This window comes from Pseudomonas sp. HS6-2 (genome assembly GCF_049325675.2).
GTDB classification, from domain to species: Bacteria; Pseudomonadota; Gammaproteobacteria; order Pseudomonadales; family Pseudomonadaceae; genus Aquipseudomonas; species Aquipseudomonas putida_N.
In genome coordinates, this window is record NZ_CM143906.1 from 4,209,515 (window position 1) to 4,234,686 (window position 25,172).

23 protein-coding genes and 1 pseudogene are annotated in these 25,172 nt (G+C 61.3%); 11 read left to right on the forward strand and 13 right to left on the reverse strand.

Translation table 11 applies throughout. The features are described 5' to 3' along the window. Nucleotides 1-2: 2 nt before the first annotated feature. On the reverse strand, nt 3-1,133 hold the full coding sequence (locus ACOKS3_RS19655; protein WP_422763911.1) for an NAD(P)/FAD-dependent oxidoreductase: 1,131 nt from the start codon (nt 1,131-1,133) through the stop codon (nt 3-5). 115 nt (nt 1,134-1,248) lie between these two features. Between ACOKS3_RS19655 and ACOKS3_RS19660 the strand changes: the two genes are divergently transcribed. Both ACOKS3_RS19660 and ACOKS3_RS19665 read left to right on the forward strand, forming a co-directional pair. Beyond that, a complete protein-coding gene (locus ACOKS3_RS19660) occupies nt 1,249-1,860 on the forward strand; it encodes a helix-turn-helix domain-containing protein (protein WP_159409558.1) in 612 nt (203 codons plus the stop codon). 103 nt (nt 1,861-1,963) lie between these two features. After that, the gene (locus ACOKS3_RS19665) at nt 1,964-2,749 is read left to right on the forward strand and encodes a sulfite exporter TauE/SafE family protein (RefSeq protein ID WP_103448188.1); all 786 of its coding nucleotides are present in this window, start codon (nt 1,964-1,966) and stop codon (nt 2,747-2,749) included. A 19-nt stretch (nt 2,750-2,768) separates the two neighbouring features. Here ACOKS3_RS19665 and ACOKS3_RS19670 read toward each other — a convergent pair whose 3' ends face one another. Continuing rightward, entirely contained in the window at nt 2,769-3,308 is a 540-nt protein-coding gene (locus ACOKS3_RS19670) for a histidine phosphatase family protein (protein ID WP_103448290.1), read from the reverse strand. Between the two features lie 142 nt (nt 3,309-3,450). On the opposite strand from ACOKS3_RS19670, the gene ACOKS3_RS19675 reads away from it, so the two are divergent. The 3 genes and pseudogenes from ACOKS3_RS19675 (at nt 3,451) to ACOKS3_RS19685 (ending at nt 5,802) form a co-directional block, all read left to right on the forward strand. After that, nucleotides 3,451-4,032 (forward strand): biliverdin-producing heme oxygenase, encoded by a 582-nt coding sequence (locus ACOKS3_RS19675; protein ID WP_422763912.1) that lies wholly within the window; start codon nt 3,451-3,453, stop codon nt 4,030-4,032. Nucleotides 4,033-4,037: 5 nt separating this feature from the next. Beyond that, the gene (locus tag ACOKS3_RS19680) at nt 4,038-4,202 is read left to right on the forward strand and encodes a hypothetical protein (protein ID WP_422763913.1); all 165 of its coding nucleotides are present in this window, start codon (nt 4,038-4,040) and stop codon (nt 4,200-4,202) included. A 398-nt stretch (nt 4,203-4,600) separates the two neighbouring features. Further along, nucleotides 4,601-5,802, forward strand: a pseudogene (locus tag ACOKS3_RS19685) (MFS transporter). Here the strand turns inward: ACOKS3_RS19685 and ACOKS3_RS19690 are convergent. After that, a complete protein-coding gene (locus ACOKS3_RS19690) occupies nt 5,799-6,227 on the reverse strand; it encodes a LexA family protein (protein ID WP_422763914.1) in 429 nt (142 codons plus the stop codon). The pseudogene ACOKS3_RS19685 and the gene ACOKS3_RS19690 sit on opposite strands and share 4 nt — an antisense overlap. A gap of 102 nt (nt 6,228-6,329) precedes the next feature. On the opposite strand from ACOKS3_RS19690, the gene ACOKS3_RS19695 reads away from it, so the two are divergent. Further along, a complete protein-coding gene (locus ACOKS3_RS19695; RefSeq protein WP_422763915.1) occupies nt 6,330-7,034 on the forward strand; it encodes an SOS response-associated peptidase family protein in 705 nt (234 codons plus the stop codon). 62 nt (nt 7,035-7,096) lie between these two features. On the opposite strand, the gene ACOKS3_RS19700 is transcribed toward ACOKS3_RS19695, so the two are convergent. The 5 genes from ACOKS3_RS19700 to ACOKS3_RS19720 all read right to left on the reverse strand — a co-directional run bounded on the left by ACOKS3_RS19700 (nt 7,097) and on the right by ACOKS3_RS19720 (nt 14,199). Next, on the reverse strand, nt 7,097-8,902 hold the full coding sequence (locus ACOKS3_RS19700; protein WP_103448193.1) for an ABC transporter ATP-binding protein/permease: 1,806 nt from the start codon (nt 8,900-8,902) through the stop codon (nt 7,097-7,099). 182 nt (nt 8,903-9,084) lie between these two features. Beyond that, on the reverse strand, nt 9,085-9,288 hold the full coding sequence (locus ACOKS3_RS19705; protein ID WP_103448194.1) for a formate dehydrogenase subunit delta: 204 nt from the start codon (nt 9,286-9,288) through the stop codon (nt 9,085-9,087). Next, nucleotides 9,285-12,167 carry a formate dehydrogenase subunit alpha gene (fdhF, locus tag ACOKS3_RS19710; RefSeq protein WP_422763916.1) on the reverse strand — a complete coding sequence of 961 codons (2,883 nt, stop codon included), beginning with the start codon at nt 12,165-12,167 and terminating at the stop codon, nt 9,285-9,287. Before fdhF ends, ACOKS3_RS19705 begins: the two co-directional genes overlap by 4 nt. After that, nucleotides 12,164-13,723: a formate dehydrogenase beta subunit gene (locus tag ACOKS3_RS19715; protein ID WP_422763917.1), complete on the reverse strand. Its 1,560-nt coding sequence runs from the start codon at nt 13,721-13,723 to the stop codon at nt 12,164-12,166. The genes fdhF and ACOKS3_RS19715 overlap by 4 nt, the downstream gene beginning before the upstream one ends. Further along, nucleotides 13,717-14,199 (reverse strand): formate dehydrogenase subunit gamma, encoded by a 483-nt coding sequence (locus ACOKS3_RS19720; protein WP_103448197.1) that lies wholly within the window; start codon nt 14,197-14,199, stop codon nt 13,717-13,719. Before ACOKS3_RS19720 ends, ACOKS3_RS19715 begins: the two co-directional genes overlap by 7 nt. 561 nt (nt 14,200-14,760) lie before the next feature. Here ACOKS3_RS19720 and ACOKS3_RS19725 point away from each other — a divergent pair. The 5 genes from ACOKS3_RS19725 (at nt 14,761) to ACOKS3_RS19745 (ending at nt 21,082) form a co-directional block, all read left to right on the forward strand. Further along, on the forward strand, nt 14,761-16,515 hold the full coding sequence (locus tag ACOKS3_RS19725) for a phosphoethanolamine transferase CptA (RefSeq protein WP_422763918.1): 1,755 nt from the start codon (nt 14,761-14,763) through the stop codon (nt 16,513-16,515). A 149-nt stretch (nt 16,516-16,664) separates the two neighbouring features. After that, nucleotides 16,665-17,267, forward strand: a complete 603-nt coding sequence (locus ACOKS3_RS19730; RefSeq protein ID WP_422763919.1) for a phosphatase PAP2 family protein — start codon at nt 16,665-16,667, stop codon at nt 17,265-17,267. Between the two features lie 398 nt (nt 17,268-17,665). Beyond that, the gene (locus tag ACOKS3_RS19735) at nt 17,666-18,802 is read left to right on the forward strand and encodes a DUF262 domain-containing protein (RefSeq protein ID WP_422763920.1); all 1,137 of its coding nucleotides are present in this window, start codon (nt 17,666-17,668) and stop codon (nt 18,800-18,802) included. Next, a complete protein-coding gene (locus tag ACOKS3_RS19740) occupies nt 18,799-19,431 on the forward strand; it encodes a hypothetical protein (protein ID WP_422763921.1) in 633 nt (210 codons plus the stop codon). Before ACOKS3_RS19735 ends, ACOKS3_RS19740 begins: the two co-directional genes overlap by 4 nt. Nucleotides 19,432-19,822: 391 nt before the next feature. Next, complete coding sequence (locus ACOKS3_RS19745) at nt 19,823-21,082, forward strand: hypothetical protein (RefSeq protein ID WP_422763922.1); 1,260 nt, start codon at nt 19,823-19,825, stop codon at nt 21,080-21,082. 58 nt (nt 21,083-21,140) lie between these two features. Here ACOKS3_RS19745 and ACOKS3_RS19750 read toward each other — a convergent pair whose 3' ends face one another. From ACOKS3_RS19750 to ACOKS3_RS19770, 5 genes are all read right to left on the reverse strand, one after another. Further along, nucleotides 21,141-21,281 (reverse strand): hypothetical protein, encoded by a 141-nt coding sequence (locus ACOKS3_RS19750; protein WP_422763923.1) that lies wholly within the window; start codon nt 21,279-21,281, stop codon nt 21,141-21,143. Nucleotides 21,282-21,459: 178 nt separating this feature from the next. Then, nucleotides 21,460-22,032 (reverse strand): hypothetical protein, encoded by a 573-nt coding sequence (locus tag ACOKS3_RS19755; protein WP_422763924.1) that lies wholly within the window; start codon nt 22,030-22,032, stop codon nt 21,460-21,462. 110 nt (nt 22,033-22,142) lie between these two features. Further along, nucleotides 22,143-22,937: a DNA adenine methylase gene (locus tag ACOKS3_RS19760; RefSeq protein ID WP_422763925.1), complete on the reverse strand. Its 795-nt coding sequence runs from the start codon at nt 22,935-22,937 to the stop codon at nt 22,143-22,145. A gap of 150 nt (nt 22,938-23,087) precedes the next feature. Beyond that, nucleotides 23,088-23,648, reverse strand: a complete 561-nt coding sequence (locus ACOKS3_RS19765) for a lysis system spanin subunit (protein ID WP_422763926.1) — start codon at nt 23,646-23,648, stop codon at nt 23,088-23,090. After that, a complete protein-coding gene (locus ACOKS3_RS19770; protein ID WP_422763931.1) occupies nt 23,645-24,196 on the reverse strand; it encodes a glycoside hydrolase family 19 protein in 552 nt (183 codons plus the stop codon). Before ACOKS3_RS19770 ends, ACOKS3_RS19765 begins: the two co-directional genes overlap by 4 nt. Nucleotides 24,197-25,172: the final 976 nt, after the last annotated feature.

Sequence of the window (25,172 nt, forward strand, 5' to 3'; positions counted from 1 at the left end):
GGTTACTGGAAACGTGCCGGGGACAGGCGCTCGGGCGCCACTCCCTGGGCGGTCAGGCTCGGGCACAGCGCTTGCCCGAGCAGCAAGTCGGCGGCCAGGCGCGAAGCACCGGCTGCCGACTGGATACCATAGCCACCTTGCGCCGCCAGCCAGAAGAACGCCGGCATCTGCGGGTCGAAACCAATCACCAGGTCGCCGTCGGCGACGAACGAACGCAAGCCCGCCCAGGTGTGGCTGGGGCGGCGGATGGACAGCGACGTCATGGCCTCGATGTTGTAGATGCCCAGGGCTATATCGAGCTCCTCGGGCGCGGCATCCTGAGGCTCGACCGGGTCGGCATTGGCCGGTGAGCCCAGCAGTTGGCCGGCGTCGGGCTTGAAGTAGAAGCTCTCGTCGACACCGATCACCGCAGGCCAACGGGCAAAGTCCTGATCGGCCGGGCCAGGGAAGGTGAACGCACTGCGCCGGCACGGCTGCAGGCCGACGCGGGCCACACCACACTGCTCGGCCACCCGGTCAGCCCAGGCACCCGCGGCATTGACCAGGGTGTGCGCCTGCAGCTGGCTGCCATCAGCCAGCTGCACCTGCCACAGTTCATCGACGTAACGGGCCCGGAGCAATTCAGCGTTGCAGCGCAATTCGCCACCAGCGGCACGGTAGCCACGCAGGAAGCCCTGGTGCAGGGCGTGCACATCCAGGTCCATGGCACCCGGCTCATGCACCGCACCGGCCAGGCTGTCGGCGTTCAGGCTGGGGACCAGCGCCAGCGCCGCGTCGCGGTCGAGCAGGCTGACCGCAGTGCCGTTGGCCAGGTTCTGCGCGTGGGTGTGCTCAAGTAGCTCGCGTTGTTCATGGCTGGCGACATACAGGCAGCCACGCGGTTCGAGCAACGGGTGCTCGCAGAAGCCAGCTGGCGGCGCTTCGTAGAAGGCTCGGCTGGCGCGGGTCAGGGCCTGGATCTGCGGGGTGCCGTAGGCCTCCATGAACATCGCAGCCGAGCGCCCGGTCGAGTGGTAGCCCGGTTGCGCTTCGCGTTCGAGCAACAGCACGCGGCGTTCACCGGCCAGGCGATAGCCCAGCGAGGCGCCAGCGATACCGGCGCCGATGATCAGGGTGTCGTAGATCTGGGTCATGCACGTTCCTGCTGCGCAAATTATCATTTATGAGAATTCTAATATATGAGAATTTCGAAACATGCAAGCGCGCGAGTTAAGATGCGCGACCCATGACGTATGCCGAGACCCGCGAATGCCTGATGCCCGCCCCGCTGCCCTGCCCTTGCTAGACCGCGCCGAAGTCGGCGGGCGCCTGCGCCAGGTGCGCAAGGCACGCCAGATGACCCTCAAGCAATTGTCCGAGCTCAGTGGTGTGCCGGTGTCGACCTTGTCGAAGATGGAACTGGCGCAGGTTTCGGTGAGCTACGAAAAACTGGCCGCTGCCGCGCGTGCCCTGAATGTCGACATCGCCCACCTGTTCCGTGCCAGTGGCCCAGTGGCGGAAGCCGTGGCGGCGCCGGTGACCGTGGTAGTCGACTCGTTGCCAGCCGCCGCCGGATATTCCACCGGCACCTACGATTACCACCCGATCGCCGGGGCCTTTCCGGAACGGCGCATGACCCCTGCCTACGCCCGCATCATCGCTCGCGAACGCGGCCAGTTCGACGATTTTATCCGCCACCCGGGCCAAGAGTTCGCAGTGGTGCTGAGCGGCCGGGTGCGCATCGAATTCGAAACCGGCGAAGCGGTCAGCATCGGGCCACAGGAAACGGCGTATTTCGACAGCCAGGTGGGGCACATCTACCTGTCGGAAAGCGAAGATGGCGGCGATGCCCATGTGATGGTGGTGATGACCGACCGCTGACGCCGGTTATAACCTAATAACGAACAAGTCTATTTGGCTATAAAAACTCCCTATATGCTGGCACCCATCCGATAACGGGCAAAGCTGGGCAGTCGAGTAGCGTATGGATGTAGGATCTTTCGGTTTCACCATTGCCGGACTGGTTGTGGGTTTCATCGTCGGCATGACCGGCGTCGGCGGCGGCTCGCTGATGACCCCGATCCTGCTGTGGTTCGGCATCAACCCCGCGACTGCCGTGGGCACCGACCTGCTGTATGCCGCCATCACCAAGGGCGGTGGTATCTGGGTACATGCGCGCAACAAGAACATCGACTGGAAGATCACCGGCCTGCTCAGCCTCGGCAGCGTGCCGGCGGCAGCCCTGACCCTGTGGTTCCTCAGCACCCTGCACACCGACACCACAGCGCTGAACGCCATCATCAAGCAAGGCCTGGCGGTGGTGCTGATCCTCACTGCGCTGGCGATCCTGTTCAAGTCGCGCCTGCAAGCGTTCGCCAGCCGTCACGCGGGTGACCATTACCACCTCAGCGACCGCAGCCTGAACACCCTCACCGTGCTGACCGGCGTGGTCCTGGGCGTCATGGTCACCCTGACCTCGATCGGCGCTGGCGCCTTGGGCACCGTGGCGCTGTTCCTGCTCTACCCGTTCCTGGCCACCCGCCGTCTGGTCGGCACCGAAATCGCCCACGCGGTGCCCCTGACCCTGGTCGCCGGTATCGGCCACGCCGGCATGGGCAACATGGACTGGTCGCTGCTGGGCTACCTGTTGCTGGGCTCGCTGCCCGGTATCTACCTGGGCAGCCACCTCACCGGGCGCATCTCCGACCGCGTGCTGCGCCCCTGCCTGGCGACCATGCTGCTGCTGATCGGCTACAAGCTGGCGTTCTGACCCGGCAACCGGCGCTTGCTCAGCCCAGACGCAAGCGCCACTGCCCGGTAAAGCTCAACCCGACCCGTGACAACGGCAGCACATCGATCCGCTGCGCGGCAGCCAGTGGGCATTCCAATACCACCATCAGCGCCGCGCGAATCACCCAAGGGTGAGTCACCGCCAGCCACTCGCCCGGCCTGTCGAAGGCCATCAACCAGGCCCCCACACGCTCGCACACCTGCGCGAACGACTCACCGCCGTGGGGTGCGCTGAACGGGTCGTTGAGCCACTGCGCCAACGCCTGAGGCTGCTCGGCCTGCAGCTGCTTGAGCGGCAAGCCCTGCCATTGGCCGAGAGCGCAATCGGCCAAGGCCGGCTCGATCTGCGCCTGCGACGAGAGCCACTGCGCCGTCTGCGCCGCACGCGGCTCCGGCGCTGCCATCAACTGCGTGGCGGGAGGGATCGGTAAGGGCTCGACGGTCAGCGATAAAATGCCGTCGTCGGGCTGGGCCAGACGCCCGCTTTTCTGAGCCTGGGTCAGGGCGTGGCAGAGCAAGGTCAGGTGTACGGCTTTCACCATGGCGTTCTTCATTGATAGTCAGGCCGACTGGTTTAGCACGTCAGCCGCGTTTTTACTGCAACAAAGTCACGCCAAAGCGGAACGCCGGGTTAGCATCGCCACTCCAACCTAGGCGAAATGCCACCAGAGCCCTTGATCGATGCCCGCCACCTCAACCAGCCCCTTGCTGCTCGCCTTGCGTGAAGGCACCCGTGACTGCCACAAGGCGCTGGAAGCCCGCCTGCCCTTCTTCAGCCCAGGCTTCGACAGTGCTGCCTACCGTCGCCTGTTGCAGGCCTACTACGGTTTTCATGCCCCCCTGGAACATTACCTGAGCGATTATCAGGGACCAGAACGCCGCAAGACCGCGTCCTTGTCCCGTGACCTGCAGGCCCTGAAGCTGAGCAAAGCCGACATCGACGCCCTGCCACTGTGCCGGGCACTGCCGGCCATCCACGACGAAGCCAGCGCGCTGGGCGTGATGTACGTGCTGGAGGGCTCGACCCTGGGTGGCCAGGTGCTCAAGCGGGTGATGGCCGAGCGCCTGGGCATCGGCCACGACAGCGGTGCCGCCTTTCTCGATGTATACGGGCCGCTGACCGGCAGCTACTGGCGCAGCTTCCTCGAGCGGCTTGGCCAGGCATCGGCTGAAGGGCCGGCGCAGGCCACCACGGTACAGGCCGCCATCGACACTTTTACCCACTTCGAACAGTGGCTCGGGCAGCGCAATGTATTGAATTAGCCTTGATGGCCGCTATTTGGCGTTTTGCCACTACGAATTGCCTTCTGCCGCTGGAACGCAACATCCTGATCAACGCCAGCCACCCAGCGGTGAGCCAGATCCAGGTGGTTGAAATGTACGATTTCATGTACGACCCACGGATGTTCCAAGTCGGCGCCCACGACAAGTGATGCCCTGCTCATGCTCCCAGCCGCGCTGCACGTGGCGCGCTGGGCGCGGGGTGACGGGTGTCCGCCGCTGGCGCCCTGGTATCGAGGAGCCGGCTTAATGGGTTCGTTTACTTAACAAGAAAAAGCTCTTCTAGTGCAGTAGTAAAGCCTTGGCTCATTTTTTCGCGCCGCATTCCGCCAGCGGTCTAGCAGCCGGATAATTCTCGGAAAATCTTTCACTACCATGGCCGTTCTGTATTTGCCGAGAACTGACCCGGCGCATTTCGTCATTCTCCGTTAATTCGTGTGTAATTATCTCAAACAGTTGGCCCAATGCTGCCTCCCGCCCTTCATCCGATTTGCATCCTGCGTACGAAGTCCTACAGTTTCGAACTGTGACAACCGCGCCGAGACTCCCGATGCGCAGCGCCGAAAAGACCGAGCACAGCACCACCGCCAAGGTCCTGCCGAAGATTCCGCGCAGCGTCTGGGCGCTGGGCTTCGTGTCGCTGTTCATGGACATTTCCTCGGAAATGATCCACGCCCTGCTGCCGCTGTACATGGTCACCGTGCTCGGCACTTCGGTGGTCGCCGTCGGCTTCATGAGGGCATCGCCGAGGCCACCGCAGCAATCACCAAGGTCTTCTCCGGCGCGCTCAGCGACCGCCTCGGCAAGCGCAAGCTGCTGACGGTGCTGGGCTATGGCCTGGGCGCGTTGACCAAGCCGGTATTCCCCATGGCCTCCGGGCTGGAATGGCTGACGGCGGCGCGCTTCGTCGACCGTATCGGCAAGGGCATCCGCGGTGCCCCCCGCGATGCACTGGTGGCCGATGTGACCCCGCCCGAACTGCGCGGCGCGGCCTTCGGCCTGCGCCAGACGCTGGACACCGTCGGCGCGTTCCTCGGCCCATTGCTGGCGATCGTGCTGATGTGGCTGACCGCGAGCCATTTCCAGACGGTGTTCTGGGTGGCGGTGATCCCGGCGTTGGTCGCCGTGTACATTCTCGTTGCCTTCGTCCGCGAGCCCGAGACGGCGCCCGGCGCGCGGCCGGTGCGCTCGCCGCTGACACTGCATGAGTTGGCGCGTCTGGGCCCGGCCTACTGGCGGTTGATCGGCCTGGCCATGGTGTTCACCCTGGCCCGTTTCAGCGAGGCATTCCTGCTGCTGCGCGCCCAGGACATGGGCGTTGCGCCATTGTGGGCGCCCGCGGTGCTGGTACTCATGGCCCTGGCCTATTCGCTGTCGGCCTACCCGGCCGGCGCGCTGTCGGACCGGGTGGGCCGCCGTGGCGTGCTGATGATCGGGCTGGCCCTGCTGATCGCCGCCGACCTGTTGCTGGCCTTGCTGCCAGGCTGGGCCGGGCTGGCACTGGGCGTGGCGGCCTGGGGCCTGCACCTGGGCTTCACCCAGGGCATCTTCGCCGCGCTGATCGCCGACAGCGCGCCGGCCAACCTGCGCGGCACGGCATTCGGCCTGTTCAACCTGCTGACCGGGGTGGCCCTGCTGGTCGCCAGCGTGGTGGCCGGGCTGCTGTGGGATGGCGCCGGGTTCCAGGCGACCTTCCTGGTCGGGGCGGGCTTTGCCGGTGCCACTCTGGTCGGGGTGATGCGGCTGCGCTAAGCCGGGTCATGGCTGCGCACACTGAAAGTCACCACGCCCCAGATCATGAAGTCGTCACCCTCCATGATGTAGCGTGGCGCATAGCGTGGGTTCTCCGAGCGCAGCAGCACTTGCCCGGCGACGCGCTGCAGCCGCTTGCACAAGGGCTCGCCGTTGACCGCGGCAATCACGATATGGCCATGGCGCGGCTGGATCGAGCGGTCGACCAGCACCAGGTCGCCATCGAAGATACCGGCCCCCTGCATGCTGTCGCCGTCTATCCTGACCAGATAGATGTGCGGTGCGCGCAGGTTGAGCAGCTCGTCCAGCGAGATGGGTTGCTCCATGTGGTCGGCGGCTGGCGACGGAAAGCCCGCCGGGACACGGAACAGGTAGCGCGGCACGGCAGCACTGCCGCCGGTGATGGGACCCAGGATGGAAATCATGCGACGGCCTTGATATTAAACTGTATATATATACAGTAAACGCCGTAGCGGGTATCCGGTCAATTTCGCCGTAGGATATTTCGACAAGTGGGGGTACATGCCATGTGTGGACGCTTCGCCCAGTACCAGGGCCTGGCCGACTACCTGCGTGAACTGGACGCCGAGCAGGACGTGATCAGCGGCTACGACAACGTGCCGATCGGCCGCTACAACGTTGCCCCCGGCAGCCGCGTGCTGGTCCTGCATCACGCCACCGATGGCCTGCGCATCGACCCTTGCCATTGGGGTTGGGCACCGTTCTGGGCCACGGGTAAACGGCCGGCACCGATCAACGCGCGGGTCGAGACGGTGACCACCGGCAAGTTCTTCAAGGTCCTTTGGCCGCAAGGGCGAGCCTTGGTAATGGCCGATGGCTGGTATGAGTGGGTGGCCGACCCACAGGACCCCAAGAGCAAGCAGCCCTGGTTCATTCGCCTGAAAAGCCAGGCGCCGATGTTCATGGCGGCGCTGGCCGAGGTGCATGCGGGGATGGAGCCGAACGAGGGGGATGGGTTCGTCATCATCACCGCCGCCAGCGATGCGGGGATGGTCGATATCCATGATCGCCGGCCCCTGGTGCTGAGCCCGGAGCATGCCCGGGCGTGGATCGACCCTGAAGTACCAGCCGAGGAGGCCGAACGCCTGGCGCGGGAGCAATGCTTGCCGGTGGAGGCGTTCGAGTGGTTTGCGGTGGGCAAGGACGTGGGGAATGTGCGAAATGAAGGGGCTGAACTGATTGTGATGCTGGATGCCGAGCACCAGCCCTGAATCTTTGTTGCCAGTGCCGGCCTCTAAGCCAGAACCCGCGAAGAGGCCGGCAATGACAACCGCTAAGCCAGAACCTCCTGCTGGCGCAGCGCCCAGCCGCCCTGCCCATCCACTTCCAGCCGGTGGGTATGGAAGTCGGCCAAGGTGCTGCGATGCCCCACGCTCACCAGCAAGGTCTCCGGCATCTCTTTGCGCAGCAACGCATACATCGCGTGCTCCAGCCCTTCGTCCATCGCCGAGGTGGACTCGTCGAGGAACACCACCTGCGGCCGGTTGAACAGCACCCGGGCAAACGCCAGGCGCTGCTGCTCACCGACCGAGAGAATGTTCGACCAGTCGCAATTCACTGCCAGCCGCTCGGCCAGGTGTGCCAGGTTGACCTCGCGCAGGGCCTGCTGCATGCGTGCTTCATCCTCCGGCTGGCTGTCGGCCGGGTAGGCAATGGCCGTGCGCAGGTCGCCCAGCGGCAGGTAAGGCCGCTGCGACAGGAACAACGCCTGGGTGCCCAACGGCCGCCGGACCTCGCCCTCGGCATACGGCCACAACCCCGCCAAGGCGCGCAGCAAGGTGGTCTTGCCACTGCCCGACGGCCCTTTGATCAGCAGCGCCTGGCCACCGTGCAGGCGCAAGTCGAGGTCGGCGATCAGTGCGTGGCCGTCCGGGCGCAGTACCTGCAGGCCGATGATGTCCAGCGCCCGCGGCTGGTCTTCGACCAGCACCCGTGGCAGCGCGCTGGCCTGGTCGTTGGCATCGAGGAAACCGGTCAAACGGTCGAGGGTGGCGCGGTACTGAGCGAAGGTGTCGTAGGACTCACGGAAGAACGACAGCGAATCCTGCACCTGGCCGAACGCCTGGGCGGTCTGCATCACGTCACCCAGCTTGATTGCCCCGCTGAAGAAGCGCGGTGCCTGCAGGATGAAAGGGAACACAACGGCAACCTGGCTGACACCAAGGTTGAAGCCGCTGAATTTCAGGTTCCGGAACACCAGTGCCCAGACGTTGACGATCAGCGCACCGAAGCGCCCCAGCAGGGTTGCCCGTTCGACCGGCGCACCCTGGTAAAAGGCGATGTTCTCGGCGTTCTCGCGCAGGCGCATCAGCGCATAACGGAAGTTCGCCGTGAGTTTTTCGTTGAGGAAGTTCAGGCGGATCAACGGCTGGCCGAGGCGGAAGGCGATCCAGGTGGCGATCAGCACATAGATGTAGACCGCAAACACCATCGCCCGGGGAATCTCATACCCCGCCAGCGTCAGCGGCGCCGACAGCCCCCAGAGGATGCCGGTAAAGGCCACCAGCGAGACCAACGCGCTGACCGCGCCCAGGGCCAGCGACACCGAGTTGCTGACGAAGGCGCTGACGTCCAGTTCGATACGCTGGTCGGGGTTGTCCACCGGCTCGGCGAGGAAGCGACCGCGGTAATAGGCATCGCCTTTCATCCAGTCGCCGGTCAGGCGCTCGGTCAGCCACACCCGCCACTGGATGCTGAACGCCTGGGTTACGTAGAAGGCGAACAGCGAGCGCAGCACGTGGATGGTGGCAAGCACCGCGAACACCCCCAGCAGGTACCAGAAGGCCGTCTGGTCGAGGGCCTGCAGGGCGCTGTAGAAGCCGTTGTACCAGAACGAGAACAGCACGTTCAGGCGCACCGAGAACAACGTCAGTACCAGCAGCAGGCCAAACACCAGCAACGGGCGCCAGCTGCGCCGGAAGGTGAAGTACGGCCCCGCCAACTGCCAGAACTGGCTGCCCCAGCGCGTGTAGCGCACGGCCAGTGAAGCGGCGGCGGTGAAGCCGATGAGGGTGATGAACGAGGCGATTGCAAGCCAGCTCAGGCTCTCTTGCAGGGCCTGGTGCCAGTTCATGTCCATAGGAAATATCCGTCACGAGTGTTTCCGCGAGCGTAGCATCGCGGTGGGGTTCGTCTTGCATAAATGACGGACATTTCATTTTTTCTGTACCGGCCCTTTCGCGGGGCAAGCCCGCTCCTAAAGGCCGGTGATATACCTGTAGGAGCGGGCTTGCCCCGCGAAGAGGCCGGCACAGGCCAGCGCTATGCCAGGGCCTCCACCACCTTGGCATCCAGCCCTTCCTGACCATGGTCGGCAATCCACTCGCCCAGCTGCCGACGCATGGCCGGTGTCCAGAAGCTGTTCAGATGCTGCCTCACCCCCTGCACCGCCAGCGCCCGATCAGGCTCGCTGTCGAAGTAGTGGGCGATCTGGTTGGCCATCTTGACCAAGTTGTCACTGCTCATCGGCGCACCTCGGCTTTTTCCGCCGTGCGGCGCTCCTGAAGCAGGCGCCGCTGTTCGTCACTGAAATCCTGGTAGCGTTTTTGCCATTCCGACGGCTGGAACACCTTCACCACCTCCACCGCCGTGACCTTGTATTCCGGGCAGTTGGTGGCCCAGTCGGAGTTGTCGGTGGTGATCACGTTGGCGCCGGACTCGGGGAAGTGGAAGGTGGTGTAGACCACCCCAGGGGCCACCCGCTCGCTGACCTTGGCGCGCAGCACGGTCTGCCCCGCACGGCTACCGATGCCGACCCAGTCGCCATCGTGGATGCCACGGCTTTCGGCGTCGTTGGGGTGAATCTCCAGCCGGTCGGCATCGTGCCAGGCAGTGTTGGCGGTGCGCCGGGTCTGGGCGCCGACGTTGTACTGGCTGAGGATGCGCCCGGTGGTCAGCAGCAGCGGATAGCGGCCATTGACCTTTTCGTCGGTGGGCACATAACCGGTCAGCATGAAGCGCCCCTTGCCGCGCACGAACTGGTCGATGTGCATGGTCGGGGTGCCGTCGGGGGCGGCGTCGTTGCACGGCCATTGCAGGCTGCCGTGGCGGTCGATCTCGGCATAGCTGACGCGGTGGAAGCTCGGCGTCAGGCGGGCGATCTCGTCCATGATCTCGGACGGGTGGCGGTAGTTCATCGGGTAACCCAGGGCATTGGCCAGGGCCACGGTAGCCTCCCAGTCGGCCTTGCCGGCCAGCGGCTCCATGACCTTGCGCACCCGCGAGATACGCCGCTCGGCGTTGGTGAAGGTGCCGTCCTTCTCGAGGAACGAGCTGCCCGGCAGGAACACGTGGGCGAACTTGGCCGTCTCGTTGAGGAAGATGTCCTGCACCACCACGCACTCCATGGCGCGCAGGGCGGCGGTGACGTGCTGGGTGTTGGGGTCGCTCTGGGCGATGTCCTCTCCCTGGCAGTACAGCGCCTTGAAACTGCCATCCAGCGCCGCCTCGAACATGTTGGGGATGCGCAGGCCTGGGTCAGGTTGCAGGGTCACGCCCCAGGCCTGCTCGAACTCGGCGCGCACGCCCTCGTTGGAGATGTGCCGGTAGCCGGGCAGCTCGTGGGGGAACGAGCCCATGTCGCAGGAACCCTGCACGTTGTTCTGCCCGCGCAGCGGGTTCACCCCGACCCCTTCGCGGCCGATGTTGCCGGTGGCCATGGCCAGGTTGGCGATGCCCATCACCGCAGTACTGCCCTGGCTGTGTTCGGTCACCCCCAGGCCATAGTAGATCGCCGCGTTGCCACCGGTGGCGTACAGCCGGGCAGCGGCGCGGATGTGCTCGGCGGGCACGCCGCATACAGGCCCCAGGGTTTCCGGGGCGTTTTCCGGCAGGCTGACGAAGGCACGCCAGCGGGCGAAGTCCTCGGTCTCGCAGCGGGCGTCAATGAAACGCTGGGCCAGCAGGCCCTCGCTGACGATCACGTGGGCCAGGGCATTGAGCATGGCCACGTTGGTACCTGGGCGCAGCTGCAGGTGCAGTTCGGCACGGGCGTGGGGCGAGTCGACCAGGTCGATGCGCCGCGGGTCGATGACGATCAGCCGTGCGCCCTGGCGCAGGCGGCGCTTGAGCTGCGAACCGAATACCGGGTGGGCGTCGGTGGGGTTGGCGCCGATCACCAGGATCACGTCGGCCTGCATCACCGAGTCGAAGCTCTGGGTGCCGGCCGACTCGCCCAGTGTCTGCTTCAGTCCATAGCCGGTCGGCGAGTGGCAAACCCGTGCGCAGGTGTCGACGTTGTTGTTGCCGAACGCCGTGCGCACCAGTTTTTGCACCAGGTAGGCTTCTTCGTTGGTGCAGCGGCTGGAAGTGATACCGCCAATGGAGTCGCGCCCGTACTTGAGCTGGATACGGCGGAACTCGCTGGCGGCGTAGGTCACCGCCTCATCCCAGCTGACTTCCTGCCACGGGTCTTCCAGGCGCTTGCGGATCATCGGCTTGGTGATGCGGTCGGGGTGGGTGGCATAGCCCCAGGCGAAGCGGCCCTTGACGCAGGCGTGGCCGTGGTTGGCGCCGCCGTTCTTGTCCGGGACCATACGCACCAGCTGGTCGCCCTTCATCTCGGCGCGGAACGAGCAGCCAACGCCACAGTAGGCGCAGGTGGTGATCACTGCACGCTCGGGCTGGCCCAGCTGGACCAGGCTCTTCTCGGTGAGCGTCGCGGTCGGGCAGGCCTGCACGCAGGCGCCGCACGACACGCATTCGGAGGCCAGGAAGTTGTCGCCGCCGGCCGCTGCCACCCGCGAATCGAAACCACGCCCGGTGATGGTCAGGGCGAAGGTGCCCTGAATGTCCTCGCAGGCACGCACGCAGCGGCTGCAGACGATGCACTTGCTGGGTTCGTAGTCGAAATAAGGGTTGGAGGTGTCTTTCTTCTCGGCCAGATGGTTGGCGCCGTCATAGCCGTAGCGCACCTCGCGCAGGCCGACCTGGCCGGCAACGGTCTGCAGTTCGCAGTTGCCATTGGCCGAGCAGGTCAGGCAGTCCAGCGGGTGGTCGGAGATGTACAGTTCCATCACATTGCGGCGCAGGTCGGCCAGGCGCGGGGTTTGCGTGCGCACGACCATGCCTTCGCTGACCGGAGTGGTGCACGAGGCCGGGTAGCCACGCATGCCTTCGATTTCCACCATGCACATGCGGCATGAGCCGAACGCCTCGAGGCTGTCGGTGGCGCACAGTTTGGGGATGCTGGTACCGAGCATGGCAGCGGCGCGCATCACCGAGGTGCCGGCCGGCACGCTGATGCTGCGGCCATCGATGTTCAGGCTGATCTGCACATCGCTGTCGCGAGCCGGCGTGCCGAGGTCGCTGCTTTTATCAGAAGCGGGGTCGAAGTAATTGATCACTGTGCGGCCTCCGTGGTGGTCAGTCCGAAATCGGCGGGGAAGTACTTGAGGGCGCTGGCCACCGGGTAGGCGGTCATGCCGCCCATGGCGCATAGCGAGCCGTACTGCATGGTGTCGCACAGGTCGCGCAGCAGCAGAGCCTGGTCATGGCGCTCGGTGAAATCACTGGTCGCGATCAGCCGGTCGACCACCTCCATGCCACGGGTCGAGCCGATCCGGCACGGGGTGCACTTGCCGCAGGATTCCTCGGCACAGAACTGCAAGGCGAAGCGCGCCATGCTGGCCATGTTCAGGGTGTCGTCGGCCACCACCACGCCGCCGTGGCCGAGCATCGCGCCCATGGCGGCGGAGGCCTCGTAATCCAGCGGGGTATCGAAGTGGCTGGGCGGCACCCAGGCGCCGAGCGGCCCGCCAACCTGCGCTGCCTTGAGCGGGCGGCCGCTGGCAGTGCCGCCGCCATAGCCTTCCACCAGTTCGCGCAGGGTCAGGCCAAAGGCGCGTTCCACCAGGCCGCCATGACGAATGTTGCCGGCCAGCTGGAACGGCATGGTGCCCAGCGAGCGGCCCATGCCGAAATCGCGGTAGAACGCCGAGCCCTCGGCCAAGATGGTCGGCACCGAGGCCAGGGTGAGCACGTTGTGCACCAGGGTCGGCAGGCCGAACAGGCCTTCGAGCGCGGGCAACGGCGGCTTGGCACGAACGATGCCGCGCTTGCCTTCGATGGATTCGAGCAGCGCGGTTTCCTCGCCGCAGATATAGGCACCGGCACCCACCCGCACTTCCAGGTCGAAGGCCTGGCTGCTGCCGGCCACGTTGCTGCCGAGGTAGCCGGCGTCGCGGGCGATGGCTAGCGCCTGGTTGAGCACGCGAATAGCGTCGGGGTATTCCGAGCGCACATAGAGGTAGCCTTGGTCGGCCCCGACGGCGAGGCCAGCGATGATCATGCCTTCGATCAGCAGGAAGGGGTCGCCCTCCATCAGCATTCGGTCGGCGAAGGTGCCAGAGTCGCCTTCATCGGCGTTGCACACCACGTACTTCTGCCCTGCCCTGGCGTCGCGTACGGTGCGCCACTTGATGCCGGCCGGGAACGCTGCGCCGCCACGGCCGCGCAGGCCAGAATCGAGCACGGTAGCGACCACCGCAGCGCCGTCCATCGCCACCGCCTTTTCCAGGCCTTTGAAACCGCCGTGGGCGCGGTAGTCGTCCAGCGACAACGGACGAGTGATGCCGGCGCGAGCAAACAGCAGGCGTTGCTGAGATTTCAGGTAGGCGATGTCTTCGACCGTGCCGAGCGCCAGCGAATGACCGCCGGGCTCACCGGCCAGGGCGTCAAGCAACGACGGCACGTCTGCCGGAGTGACCGGGCCGAAGCCCTGACGCCCTTCGCTGCTTTCACATTCCAGCAGCGGCTCCAGCCAATACAGGCCACGCGAGCTGGTACGTTGAATATCGATGGGCAACTGGCGGCGCTCGGCCTCAGCTTTAATGGCATCGGCGACCTGATCGGCGCCGACTGCACGAGCGACCGAGTCACAGGGAATGAACAACTTCAGCATGTTTCACCCTCCAGGCAACCGTTCACCAACGCCCGCAGGCGCTCAGGGGTGAGCCGCGCATGAACTTGGCCATCCAGCTCCAGCGCCGGCGAGCAGGCACAGGCGCCCAGGCAGTACACCGGGCGCAGGCTGATGGCACCGTCGGCGCTGGTGCCGTGATCATCCAGCGCCAGCTGTTCGCGTAGTTGCGCGGCCAAGGCCTCGCTGCCACGGCTCTGGCACGATTCGGCGCGGCACAGGCGCAAGGTGTGGCGGGCAGGCGGCGTGGTGCGGAAGTCGTGATAGAAGCTGATCACCCCGCGCACCTCGGCGAGGCTGAGGTTGAGGGCATGGGCGATTTCAGGAACGGCAGCTTCGGGGATGAAACCGATAGCGTCCTGGACGGCGTGAAGGATCGGCAACAGTGCGCCGGGGGTGTCCTTCTCGCGGGTCAGGATGGTCTGGATTACCGGCAGGTGAAGCAGTTCATCAGGCATACAGCGGACCTCGGCATCACGGACCCTGCCTGAATTGTTGTGGAGGGCAGGTATCCGGCGTGTTCTGCTGCGGCACACCGGCCACGTCACGGTGGCGTGGGCGCGGAGGCCTCCTTGCCGATGGCCGTGCGTCTGCGCGCACTGGGCTCAAGGGCATCCCATAAGCATGGCACTTGTGGCGGCAAACGATAGTGTGCGAGCGACCAGGCGCTTCCTGAAACCGACCTCGGGTTCTTGCTGATTTTGCTGAGCGCTTTGATCGAGCGGGAGTTCCTTGTCCGTTCTCAATCCTCTAGATAGCGCTGAAATCAAGCCAGCGTGCAGTCTTTGTGGGGTTTTACGCCGCGAAAGGGCTGCCAAGAAGACACGGCAATGGCTGTGACAGTGCCAAGATTCGTGGGCCGCTTTATAGGAACCACCCCCTCCCCGCCCCCTCGTAATGCTTTGTTAAGATTTCTTCCATGTTTCGTTAACGTAATTTTCACTATCCGCTCTCTAGCCTCTCTGCCTTTCCGGCAGCCCCTCCTTTTCTGGCTGCCGCCATGGTTCTACGAGGCAAACGTGGCAAACACCGCATCCCCATCCGCGCCCAAGCGCGTGGACTGGGCCGGCCTGGGCTGGCTCCTGCTGTTCTTCTGGTACTTCTCCGGCGTCACCCAGGCGCTTCTGCTGTTCAGTGGCACCACCGGTTTCGCCGGTTTCCGCGATGCCCTGTTCCTCAGCACCCTGTGGTTCGTCCCGGTGCTGCTGCTGCCACGCCTCACCCGCACCCTCGCCGCCATCATCGGCGTGGTGTTGTGGGCCGCCTCGCTGGTGGGTTTGAGCTACTTCGGCATCTACCACCAGGAATTCTCGCAAAGCGTCATCTTCGTGATGTTCGAGTCGAACACCGCCGAAGCGGGCGAATACTTCAGCCAGTACTTCAGCATTGGCCTGATGCTCGGCCTGCTGGCCTACACGGTCGGCGCCGTGCTGCTGTGGACCCGCGTGCGCCCGGTCACCCTGCGCCTGCGTAGCCGCATTCCGGTGGTGGTGCTGTTGCTGGCCGCCAACCTCGTGCTGCCGTTCTACAAGCAGATGGTCACCCAGGAACGCAACTTCGCCGATGCCATGGAGAAGGTCCAGCAGCGCATGGAACCGGCCGTACCGTGGCAGCTGGTGGTCGGCTACCGCCAATACCTGCAGCAGCTCAACAACATGCAGAACCTGCTGGCCCAGAACGCCGCCCTGCCGCCCCTGCAGAACCTTCAGGACAGCAGTGGCGAAGCCCCGCGCACGCTGGTGCTGGTACTGGGTGAATCGACCACCCGCGAGCACATGCACCTGTACGGCTACAACCGCGACACCACTCCCAACCTGGATGCCCTGGCCGCCGACAAGAGCCTGACCGTATTCCAGAACGTGGTCACCCCGCGCCCCTACACCATCGAGGTGATGCAGCAGATCCTCACCTTCGGTGACGAAGAACACCCCGACCGCTTCCTCACCGACCCGTCGCTGATCAACCTGATGAAACAGGCAGGCTACAAGACCTTCTGGATCACCAACCAACAGACCATGACCAAGCGCAACACCATGCTCACCACCTTCTCGCAGCAGACGGACGAGCCGGTGTACCTGAACAACCAGCGCAACCAGAACGCCAGCCAGTACGACGAAGTGGTGCTGCCGCCGTTCGAGAAGGCCCTGAAGGACCCGGCGCCGAAGAAGTTCATCATCGTCCACCTGCTGGGCACCCACATGGACTACCGCTACCGCTACCCGGATGCCTATCAGCACTTCACCGATCGCAAGGGTGCACCGGCTGCGCTGACCGATGACCAGGTGGAAACCTACAACTTCTACGACAACGCCGTGCGCTACAACGACTTCGTGGTGTCGAGCCTGATCAAGCAATATTCGGCGGCTACGCCCAACGGCTTCCTGTTGTACCTGTCCGACCATGGCGAAGACGTATACAGCTCCGGCAACCACGACCGCCTGGGCCGCAACGAAGGCGCGCCGACCCGGCCGATGTACACCGTGCCGTTCCTGCTGTGGACTTCACCGAGCTGGCAGGCCGAGCACCCACGGGACCTGCAGTCGATGGCCAAGCGCCCCTACAGCAGCTCGCACCTGATTCATACGCTGTCGGATCTGGCAGGCTTGAGCTACGACAAGTACGAGCCGGCCAAGAGCCTGGTGAACGCGCAGTTCGCGCCAACGCCACGCTGGATTGGCGACCCGTACCGCAAGGATGGGTTGCATGAGTTCGACCTGTTGCCGCAGGACAAGGCGGAGCAGGTTCAACAGACGGCGGCCAACGACCAGAAGTAGCTCGCGGACTGATACAGATGTCTGAAAGCCGATGGCGATATCTCTGATCGCGCCATCGGCTTTTTTGCTTGTCGGCCGCTGTGCAATGCGCGCAAGCGGCTTTAATTGGAATTGAAACAGCGTCTGAACGCACGGCGGGGACATACATCATGGGCGAACTCGAAACACTCAACCGCTCCCTCTTCCTGCTGATCAACGGCGGCAGTGATACGCCGCAGTGGCTAGTCCTGCTCGCCATCGGCATTGCCAAGGGGCTGATCTTTCTGCTGCCCGTGTTGATGCTGGGGTTCTGGCTGTGGGGGCACCGTGGGGAACGCAGGCTGGTACTCAAGGCGACCTTGGTTACGGTGATCGCGCTGGGCGTCAATCAGGCCATCTGGGCAGTCTGGCCGCATCCACGGCCGTTCATGATCGGGTTGGGGCATAACTGGATGCTGCATGCGCCGGATTCGTCATTTCCTAGCGATCATATGACCGTGTTTGCCTGCATGGGCTTGACCTTGCTGCTGGATGGTTTGTCTGGGTGGGGTGTGGTCATTTTGTTGACCGGTTTGAGCGTGGCCTGGGCGCGGGTGTTTCTGGGGGTGCACTTTCCGCTCGACATGGTGGGCGCGGTGATTGTTTCGTTCTTGGTTTATTCAGGGTTCTCGCCAATCTGGAGACGTATCGGCCAGTCTGTCACCGATCTGGCGGAGCGGTGCTATCGCAGCCTTATGGCAGTGCCTATCAGGGCGGGTTGGCTGCGGGGCTGAGAGGTAAAACCGACATTGCGTCGCCATCCTGGCAGTGGGCAGGCACGCGCCAGCCACTCTTGGTAAACTGGGGCAACTTTTCCTGAAGGCCGATCTGCGAGGTCACTGACCGCGCCATCGGCCTTTGTCCTTGTTCCGATTGTTGCCCTAGACCCCAATGCCCCTAGAACAGACCATTAACACAAGCACCACAAGGCCTGAGCCGTCCCGCCGCTTCAGCGTTGCGCCGATGATGGATTGGGCATACCTACCTTAGAGGCCTCGAAAATAGGGGGCTACCACTGAAAATAGTTGGCCGTGTACCATTTTTGTACCAACCACCCCAGCATTGTCGTTGACTCCCAGCATCATTTTGCCATAGCTTCGGATCCTATTACCTCTGCGCCAGGATTCCGCCCATGACTGAAAAGGACTCGACACTCATTCCTGATGATCAACAGGAAGACGAGAATGATCTTTCCGATAGCATCTCTTTCAAAGATGCTATCGTGATGAATGCTGACTGGACAATTGAAACAATCGTCGGTCAAATCAGCAAAGGCAATATTGACCTGCAGCCAGGTTTCCAACGACGAGCCGCTTGGGATGATATCCGCAAAAGTCGATTGGTCGAGTCCATTATCGTGGGCATGCCAGTTCCAAACATTGTCCTCGCGGAAAACAAGGATCATCGAGGCCGCTTCATTGTTATTGATGGGAAACAGCGCTTACTCGCAATCAATGACTTCCTGAACGGACAGTACGCGCTTCGCGGCCTTGATATCCGGCCAGACCTCAACAATCTTAAGTATACCCAGCTAGCCGCTGAAGATAGAGAGTACTTAGACAATAGCACCCTTCGATCGACAGTAATACGCAACTGGAAAGACGAAAATTTCCTTTATGCGATTTTCTTCCGACTGAATAGCGGCAGCCTCCCACTTTCTCCTCAGGAACTCCGCAAAGCTTTAGTTGGCGGAAATCTTCTTGATCGAATTGAGCTTTACCTCGAGGGAAGCCAACACTTCCAGGCACTCTTCGGCGAAGGCCTAGACAAGCGCATGCGAGACTCTGAGCTAGTCCTTCGATTCATCGCATACGACAGAGCCTTGCAAGACTACCGTGGTGACTTCAAGGACTTCCTAGATCAAACAGTCAAGTACTATGAATCCGATTGGGAAACTCGCAAGCTCGAAGCTGAATCCGCCCTTGAGCGGCTAGACCTGGCCTTAGCAACAACACTTGGCATCTTCGGCAAAGACTCTTTCAAAAAATGGATCGGGGATAAATTCGAACGCGTGATCAATCGCGCCGTATTCGATTGTATTACGCGATTCTTTTCGGATCCTTACGTATCCGATCGAGCTCTGCAGCAAAAAGCTCAGGTATTCCAGGCCTTTCAAGAAATTTGCACCAATCGAGAATTCCGAGACGCTGTGGAGAAAACCCCTAAAACCGTGGGCGCTACCACTTATAGGATCGATGCTTGGGGCCAGCAGCTCAGTAGGACACTAAATCTGAATTATGACCAACGGAATCAGAGACTGTTGCCATGACAGACCCTCTCATCCAAAATCTCGAAAACCGGATTAATGACTTAATTCAAAAATTTGTTTTCGACCAAATAGAAGCTGAGAAAAATGACCCACTCAGCTACACGCCAGACTTAGACAAACTTGCAGCCTTTCGATTACTGGCCCATGCTGAACTGGAAGAATTCATCGAGACCAAAGCAAAGACAGCTCTGCGCGAGAAGATTCAACAAATAAAAGCGGCAGATTTCAAGACCCGAGAGCACCCTGAGATTTTTGCCATATCTAACATTCTGTCTTTCCAGCTTCCTACCGAACACCCCTTCGATAAACAGAAATTCCTTGCCAGCATTGAACAACTGATCAAGGCAGCAGAAAAAACCATCACTGACAACAATGGAATCAAGGAATCCTCGTTCCAAAAGCTATCAATTTTCTGCGGCAAAATGATTGATGAAATTGATGAACCTCTCGCTGCCAGCCTGTCAAGTTACGGTAAAAATCGTGGCGACGTCGCACACAAGAGCACACTCCGGGTCACGACGTTGTTAGCACCATCTATTGAAGCGAAATCAGCTATTGACATCGTTGCGGGCTTGAAAGGGTTCTTCAGCCCACCACCAACAACAAGCGAACAACAAGCAGCACGGTAACTAACATCATAGTAGTGCACTCACCAGTCGTGCTGTAGTGGTAAAGAAAAAGGCGCCCAAGCCCCTAAACAGGGGTTTGGACGTCGTTTAGCATGGAATGGCGCGCGGCCTGCCCCTATTTGCTCCACTACAAAGACTCCAACGGCTTAGTTAAAGGCCTAGGTAAACACTGTCGGTGCGCCGCAACGAGACTCGATGATGGATTGGACTAACTCATCATACCCGATTAATTGGCCTACGGGCACGACTTCATTCTCACATACCATTTTTACACTAAAAACTTGCACACCCTCTCAGATAAAATTATCGACCGAGAAATGCCGATTAATGCTGCGCACATTTCTGGGGCGACACTTCCGGCCTTTAACTGACGCAAGGAGATAGACTTGTAATGTCTGCACATTCGCGCTGGAGCACCAAGAGCAAAAACTTCAAACCCGAAGTCATCTTGAACAGAATAATTGAGTCGGCGTCCTTAACGAGTGACGAACGCGTCAGCTATGATTCAGCTTACTTTGAATTCAAAGATATTCTTCTAAACATGATTGAATTCATGAACTGCGATCAATTGGCGCCAGAAACACGGGGACGCGTATTTGATTTCGCACTAGATAAGCACATCAAGGCAGCGCTTTCCATCAAAAAACCAAACAAAAATGAACTGATCAATCAAATAAACTCCAGCCTGAAGGACTATCTAAAAAAACCCAGCCAGGAATTCCACTTAGTTACATCCATATCACTAGAAGGGCGCCTACCAATTACACAGATTACTATAGGAGGCATAAAACTAAAACTGCACACTTCTGGCATCCCGAAAAAATACCGGACCCGCAAGAAGTTTAACCAGCAATGGAATAGAACTTACGAGCACTCCCCCGAACACTATACGGGAGTGGTGGTGTCCGTCCAAGCACGTAGCACCACGGATGCATTCTATGCTGCGTTAGATTATTTGGACTTTATCAGGGGAGTACTATCCTTCTATTCAAACCCAGGCATGAGCATATCCTTATCGGGCCGAAGGAATGGCGCAATTAATCGTATACGACTTGGTGGCATGCACACGCTCCACGAACCTAACGGCTCACTTGCTATCGACCAATACTGGTACGAAGTTGATGAAGTCAAAGAAAGAACCTTTACATTCAAAGAAGAAACACTAAATCAAACCTCCTCAGCGATCAGGAAAATTATTAACAAAATCTGTAACATCCGAGGTGGAGAGCGGCTCCGCGACGGCATTATTCGCTACACCCGCGCCCTGGATGACAAAGACAGTGATTACAGCATAATAAAATTATGGGGAGCTCTCGAGTCCGTCGTAAACGAGAACGACAACAGCGACATACTAATTCGACGATGCTCATACATCTACAAAGACCACGACTTAGTAAAACAAATAATGGAAACCGCAAAGGTGTATAGAAACAGAAATGTCCACGCCGGAGTCAGCTCACCATCGGCGGATCATATATCCTACCAAATCCATCGCATATTTCGATCACTAATATTTTTCTATGTTGGAAATAAAGACTTCAAGAGCCTAAATGAAGCGAATTCCTTTCTTGACTCACCAATCCTCGATGGGGATATTGATCGCAAGATCTATCTTTTAAAAAAGGCGGTACGCTTTAGAAACTCCTCGTAATCTTTAGACTTTCGCACCTTCCGATTAGGCAGTTGGCTTAGTACTACTGCCTGCGATGCTAATATTGATCGAAACCGCCAATAACCGAGTTTCTTGCTATATAGCCCACGCCGCCGCTCTGGGAGTACGCGTCGACCTGGACATTCAGCACGACTTGCCACGCCTCAATATCAAGCGCGAGAAAATCCTTGTCGGCCACGTCGCCATCCAGCGATTGGCCGAGCTGGCCAGCGACGCGCAGTCATAAACGATCCAGCATCCCTACGCTGCTCCAAGGCCTCAGAACACACCACCAAGCGAGGCAGGCAGCCAATACATGTTGAGCGGACGCCCCGTTAGCCCGGCACTGTGAAAGTGCCGGCTCAACGCGGCATATCTCACTTCCGGGATAGCAAGTCAGATGGGCAGGTCCATGCTTGCACTTTCTCATCGCCCCCGAGAGAAACCACCTTCAAACAGCCGTCCACGGGCGCGTGCTTATCAAGGGGCGTTTCGATGTAGGTAACTGCGGCCGGGGCATTGTCAATTTGCTGCTGACATCCCTGAGCTTCATTCACGTATGCCTTCAAAGCTTCTTCGGGCGTCTGAGTACGGACGGTTCCCGCCACCGTCAACCAGTACTCTTGAGCCTTGTAACCTGCCCCACGGCATTGGGACAGCGGGGACAGGACACCGAACGCATCACCCTCAGACTTGAGAGCCAGCATCTTTTTATTCTGGCCAACCAAATCCGCCCCCACTGGAAGAGTTGACAGTCCTCGGATTTCACCGACATGGGCTGTCGTCTTCAAGAGGTAGGCCATCGCTTCCTCGCGTTGTTTCTCGTACTGGCCGATCTCTTTCTGGTTGTTTCCTGTGATCTTGTAGCCCTGGTCTTTGCAGCCAACTAAAGCCGTTGTTACCGAAAGGGCCACAGCGGCCAAAAATACAGCACGTTGATGCGTCTTCACATTCCCTACCTTCTTCTGGTTGTCCTTAATCTCAGCGCGATATCGTTGAGGCGGCTCATCCTACAAGACACGCCGCCTACGAACAAAACCCTTCCTCTTTCGCAGAGCTGTCAGGAAAGCTGCCCGAGCTGATCCGGCACCCAGTTCAGGATCACCAGCTCACCGGTCACCTCCGCCTTGCTCTGGCGCTGATTTGTGTTGGTGTAGCGAATATCCAAGTACTCAAAGTGGAAGCCGTCGAAAGCACGCCGGATGTCCGGGTGGTCGTTGATGCTGACCATCACCTTGCCCTTGCACCGTCGCATGAAGTCGGCCATCCGCTCGTACTCCTCGAAGGGGAAGTCCACGCCATAGCCGGCGGTCTGCCAGTAAGGCGGGTCCATGTAGAAGAACGTGTGCGCTCGATCATAGCGCTCGGCGCAGGCGAGCCAGGACAGGTTCTCGACGTAGGTGCCGGCGAGGCGCTGCCATGCGGCGGACAGATTCTCCTCGATGCGCAGCAGGTTGATGGCCGGACCGGTCGTAGCTGTACCGAACGTCTGCCCGGTGACCTTGCCGCCGAAGGCGTGCTGCTGCAGGTAGAAGAAGCGTGCAGCACGCTGGATGTCGGTCAGGGTTTCAGGGCGCGTCATCTTTTGCCACTCGAAGATCTGGCGGGAGCTGAGCGCCCACTTGAACTGGCGCACGAACTCCTCCAGGTGATTCTGCACAACGCGGTAGAGGGTGACCAGGTCACCGTTGAGATCGTTCAGCACCTCCACCGGGGCGGGCTGGGGACGCATGAAGTACAACGCGGCACCGCCTGCGAAGACTTCGACATAGCATTCATGAGGGGGAAAGAGGGGGATCAAGCGGTCGGCCAGGCGGCGTTTGCCACCCATCCAGGGGATGATTGGAGAGGTCATAGGTATGCAAGTCTTTACTGTATGGATAAACAGGTGTTAGGCTCGCCGCGCTTTGTGCACAAGGCAGAGGCTGCGGCTGGACTTGCAGGAATGGTCTGCGGGTTCGGCGGGCCGGCTGGATGTTGACGCATCCATCCGGCTCGCCTCTTTTCACTTGGTGACTTCGCGCACGTAGGCCTGGCAGGCCTGCAACGCGATCAGCCCCCGGTCGCCTTCGTCGGTGATGGCGACAATTCGTTGAGCATGCGCTGGGTCAAGTTGGGCGCGTACGGCGCCAGGTACCACGTCTCCGGTGGCGGCGGCTTCTCGCACCCCACCGTCACAACGCGAGGCGGCAAAGGCTCCGGCGTCGACAAGGACTGACAGCCGCAGATCAGAGGTAGCAAGCCTGTCACGCAGGCGAGCTTGAGCTTGTTGAGCATCGTTCATTTCCTTCCAGTGCGTTTGGGCCTGCTGCTGCAGGCGGGCTTCCAGGGCGCCGCGCGCCTTGCGTTGTTCATCCAGCCGGTCTAGCGCCGCAGCTGCTGCCTTCTCCCGCTCAAGGAGATGCGCCCGATCCTTCGCCGCCAGCTGTTCACCGTAATTGTCTGCCTGCTCGGCGAGCTGTTTCATGTAAGCGTTTTCCTGCCACATCCAGGCTGCGCGGGCGCCGGCAGCGCACGCGATGAGCAGCGCAGTCACGACGAGCAAGCGAGTGGCCCAGGCGTTCACTGCAGCACCTCGAGCGCCCGCTTGTAGATCGCTTTGCGCTCATCAAGGCCATTGGTCCCGCCATTGATCCGCTTGGTGATGGCCAGGATGTCGCCCTTATCGGCCAAGCTGTTCAGGCCTTCTTTCTGCCAGAACCAGCCGGCCGACATCGACGCGTAGACCGGCTGCTCGAGCAGCTCGGGGGTATTGAGCAACCGGCTGTCCCCGAACAGGGCCTCGCTGCAGGCCTGATAGTTGAACTTGCCCGTCACCTGGATGAGCCCGCGACCGCAGTACAGCTGGCCATCACCGTCTGCCTCAGGCGTATTGCCCAGGCGCTCTGCCAGGCGGCCGGTGTCGTACTTCGACAGGTACTTGTCATTGCCCAGCTCGCGCACGTACCGCAGCTGGCCCGACTCATGCCCGACCTGAGCGAGGAACGCGGCCATGCGCAGGCGCGTGATGATGGCGAACTTGCCCATGGTGGCGTTGAGGCCGGGAACAAAAACGCCGGCTTTGCGGCCGGCGTTCGGGAGGATCTGCAGCAGCTGTTTCTCGTTGATAGGCATCGTCCATCTCCTGTAGGTAGCCGTCTCGACCGTTACCGATTTTTGAACTGCAGCCACCGGTGGTGGCATCCCTACAGCGGACTTGCTTGGCCGTGATGGTGAAACCGCCGATGCAGGTGCGGGTGCCGGCGGCGCCTTCACCACAGGCACCGGTGCCGGCATACCGACCACGGGGCTGATCGCCACAAGGGGCGCTGCTGGTGGGCTCTCTGCAGTAACTACCCTGGGCTGCTCTTTGCCTTTTGGCTCAGGCGCCTCTGCCACGGCCTCTGGCTTATCCTCCCCGAACAGTTTCTTACTCAGCCACCCGCCGAGCGCTTCGCCACCGATACCACCGATGGCCATGCCAATCGCCCCGCCAATCGCGGTACCGATGACTGGCACAGCCGAACCGATTGCAGCCCCCACCGAAGCACCTGCCCAGGCGCCGGCCATGCCGACTGCCGCGCCGCCATACCCTTCTGCCTTCTCGTCACGCGTTTCAGCATTGACTGCAGTGTCGAGCACACCGGGAATGGCGTCCGCAAACTTGCCACCCGGCAGTTTGCCGATGTACCGGGTGACACCGCGCACGCCACGAACCATCTGCCCCAGGCGTCCAAGCTCAGGGGAAGCCGCACCGGCCAGCGCCTGAGCGCCATGAACAGGCAGTTGAACCGCAGGTTTCGGCAGTTGCTCCGCCAGTGTCAACGTGGGTACCAACGCTTTTGGCGGACGGGCCACCGGAACCGAAGCTGGAGCCGAGGCTACTGCTCGAGGAGCTGGCACGCTTGGCCGCGACCGAGACAACTTGGCCGCAACCCGACGACGACGCCGACGCGCGCGGCGGCTCCCAGGTTGCTCTGCCGTTCCCGCCCCGATGCTGCTCTCACCAACACGGCCGATTGCGTTCGCGTTCACCACGAACACCCGTTGCGGATCATTGCCAACCACTGGGCCGGCGTCATTGCTGGCCGGGGCGCCAAGCACCTTGCCC